Raw genomic sequence first — 2993 nt, 5'->3', positions numbered from 1 at the left:
CGGCAGCGTCAGATGTGTATAAGAGACAGGCGCGTGGGACCAGGGCAAGCACCTGTGGATGATCTACCTGATGCGCGTCGTCGACGCGCAGGTCGTGCTGGACAAGCCGGGATCGGTTGTGCTGTGGACCAATTGCCATCACCCGTTCTACGACCACAACCCCTATCCGGAGACCGCGCCGGCGCAACGCCCGGTGTGGGTCGGCGACTTCTGGGACATGTTCGGCGCCGGGCATGCGCTGGAGCTGCAGAACCTGAAGGCGATCGCCGAATACCGGCACCGCAACGGCCTGCCGGTGACGCCGAAATGGATGGGGTGAGAAAACCATGAGCGTCAGCCTGATCGACGTTTCCACGTATCTGCCCGGCGAACCGATCGGCGCCGAGTACTACGCGCAGTTCGCCGAATCCGACGACCTGCGCGACAACGTCATGTTCCGCGCCCCGAAGTTTCGGCACCACGTCGCGCCCGACGAGAGCTCCATCGACATGATCGAACGCGCGGCGCAGGGCCTGATCGAGCGGCACGGCCACGACGTGGTCGAGGGTGCCGACGTGCTGATCACCCACACCCAGGTGCCGGACATGGCCTTCTATGGCCAGGGCGGCGGCATCGCACACCGGCTGGGCATGCGGCCGTCCTGGGTGCTGGACCTCAACAACGGCGGCTGCGCGGCATTCGTGTTGGCGCTCAACGTGGCTCGCAAGCTGCTGGAGTCCGGCAGCGGACACACCGCGCTGATCGCCATCGCGCAGAACGCGGCGGGCCAGTTCTTCGACCAGCCGACCATCCGGCGCAAGGCGCAGTCCGCGGTGCCCGGGGACGGCGCGGCGGTGGGGCTGGTCACCCTCGGCGATCAGTCGCCGATCCTCGACGTCGAGTGCCGCACCTACGGCGAGTACGCCGGTGAGATGACGCTGTCGTACGACCCGCCCCGCAAGTGGTGGCAGGCCGGGTCCGGCGAGGGCAGCATCGGCTTCACCGAAAGCAAGATCACCAAGGTGTTGGCCCGCGGCAACCGGCAGGTTCCCGAGGTGGCGCTGGCGGTCTGCGACCGAATCGGCCTGCCCGCCAAGGACATCGATTTGCTGGTCACCAACCAGCCGAACCGGGTGTTCCTGCGCAACTGGCGCGAGGCGCTCGAGCTGCCCGAGTCGAGACACCGCGACACGTTCGACGAGTGTGGCAACCTGTTCGGCGCGGGGATCCCGATCAACTTCGACCGCGCGATCACCGACGGTCAGGTCCGGGCCGGCGACGTCGTGATGATGGCCGCCTTCGCGCACGCCGGCGATTTCGCCGGTGCGGCGGCGGTGCGCTGGGGCGGGCGAGGCTGATGCAGCCCGCACCGGTCCCGTGGGACGGTGACCTCCGCGACGCGCTCCCGGAGGCGATGGATCCGTTCGCCTTGTCGCTCAACGAGAATCCGTTCCCCCCGCTGCCCGAGGTCCGCTCGGCGCTGATGCGTTCCGTGCAGACGGCGCACCGCTATCCGGAGTTCCTGCCCGAGCGGCTGCGCGCGCTGATCGCCGACCACATCGGGGTGCCCGCAGACGCGGTGGTGCCGGGCGCGGGCGCGACGGGCGTCGCGTTGCAGGCCCTGCAGTCACTGACCGTTGCGGGCGACACGATGGTGATGTCGACACCGACGTTCGACGGATACCCGATCCTGGCGCGGATGGCGCGGCTGACGACGCGGACGGTGCCCCTGGACGAGCACGGCCACAACGACCTCGACGGGCTGGCCCGCGCCGCCGCCGATGCCCGGGTGGTGGTGCTGTGCCGCCCGCACAACCCCACCGGCACGCTGGAGTCCGCCGACGCCGTCGCGGCGTTCTTGCGCCGCGTGCCCCGCGACGCCGTCGTGCTGCTCGACGAGGCGTACATCGAGTTCACCGCGCCCGAGCACCGCATCGCCGTGTCGGCGTTGATCACTCGGTTCCCGAATGTGGTGGTGGTGCGGACCTTCTCCAAGGCCTACGGCCTGGCGGGGCTGCGGATCGGTTACGGGGTGGCGTCGCCGGAGCTGGCCCGGGCGCTGTGGTCAGATCAGCTGCCGTTCGGCGCCGCGATCACCAGCCTGGTCGCGGTCGCCGCGTCGTACGCGGCGGAAGACCAACTGCTGCAGCGGGTCCGGCTGATCAACGCCGAACGCTGCTACCTGCGCATGCGCATGAGTGCGCTGGGGATCTACACCACCGACGCGCACGCAAACTTCATGTACCTGCCCCCGAGGGGTGGGCCGTGGCATGAGGTTTTCGCCGGCGGCGGCCCACGGGTGCGGTGCTACCCGGACGGCGGCGCGCGGATCACCGTGGGCAACAGGGCGTCGACCATGGCGGTGCTGTCCGCGCTGGGGAAAGGCCACGCTCGCGCGCCGAGTGCGGTATGAAGGGGCGTGGCTGCCTCCAACAAGCGTGACCCGATCGACGCGGCACGCGCCAACTGGGAACGCTCCGGTTGGGCCGACGTGGCGCAGGGCATGGTCGCGGTGACGTCGGTGATGCGCGCGCACCAGATCCTGCTGGCCCGCGTCGAGACGGCGTTGCGCCCCTACGACTTGAGCTTCTCCCGCTATGAGCTGCTGCGGCTGCTGGCGTTCAGCCGGACCGGCGCGCTGCCGATCACCAAGGCCTCCGACCGCTTGCAGGTGCACGTCACCAGCGTGACCCACGCGATCCGCCGGCTGGAGGCCGACGGGCTGGTGAAGCGGGTGCCGCACCCCACCGACGGGCGCACCACGCTGGTGCAGATCACCGACCTGGGTCGCTCGACGGTCGAGGACGCCACGGTGACGCTCAACGAGCAGGTGTTCGCCGACATCGGGATGTCGGAAAGCGAAGCGCGGGCGCTGGTTTCATCGATCGAGACGCTGCGCCGCGACGCGGGCGACTTCTGAGGGGCACGCTCTGGTCTCTCCGCCGAACGTGAACTGACGGCGGCTTTTCGTGCGATTTTCCGCCCTGAGTTCACGCCTGTCTCTTATACACATC

Annotated in this window: 3 protein-coding genes and 1 pseudogene; all 4 read left to right on the top strand. The window is 69.2% G+C overall.

Annotated elements, in window-relative coordinates; all coding sequences use genetic code 11:
* Positions 1-31: 31 nt before the first annotated feature.
* Positions 32-319 (top strand): annotated as a pseudogene (locus WU80_RS24465) (SRPBCC family protein); the annotation flags it as partial.
* A 7-nt stretch (positions 320-326) separates the two neighbouring features.
* Complete coding sequence (locus WU80_RS24460) at positions 327-1337, top strand: 3-oxoacyl-ACP synthase III family protein (protein WP_055405657.1); 1011 nt, start codon at positions 327-329, stop codon at positions 1335-1337.
* Positions 1337-2392, top strand: a complete 1056-nt coding sequence (locus tag WU80_RS24455; protein ID WP_055405658.1) for a histidinol-phosphate transaminase — start codon at positions 1337-1339, stop codon at positions 2390-2392. The genes WU80_RS24460 and WU80_RS24455 overlap by 1 nt, the downstream gene beginning before the upstream one ends.
* A gap of 6 nt (positions 2393-2398) precedes the next feature.
* Entirely contained in the window at positions 2399-2899 is a 501-nt protein-coding gene (locus WU80_RS24450) for a MarR family transcriptional regulator (protein WP_055405659.1), read from the top strand.
* Positions 2900-2993: the final 94 nt, after the last annotated feature.

Origin of the sequence: Mycobacterium sp. UM_11, assembly GCF_001414075.1 — a bacterium.
Classification (GTDB): domain Bacteria; phylum Actinomycetota; class Actinomycetes; order Mycobacteriales; family Mycobacteriaceae; genus Mycobacterium.
This window is presented reverse-complemented; position numbering and strand designations above follow the sequence as displayed.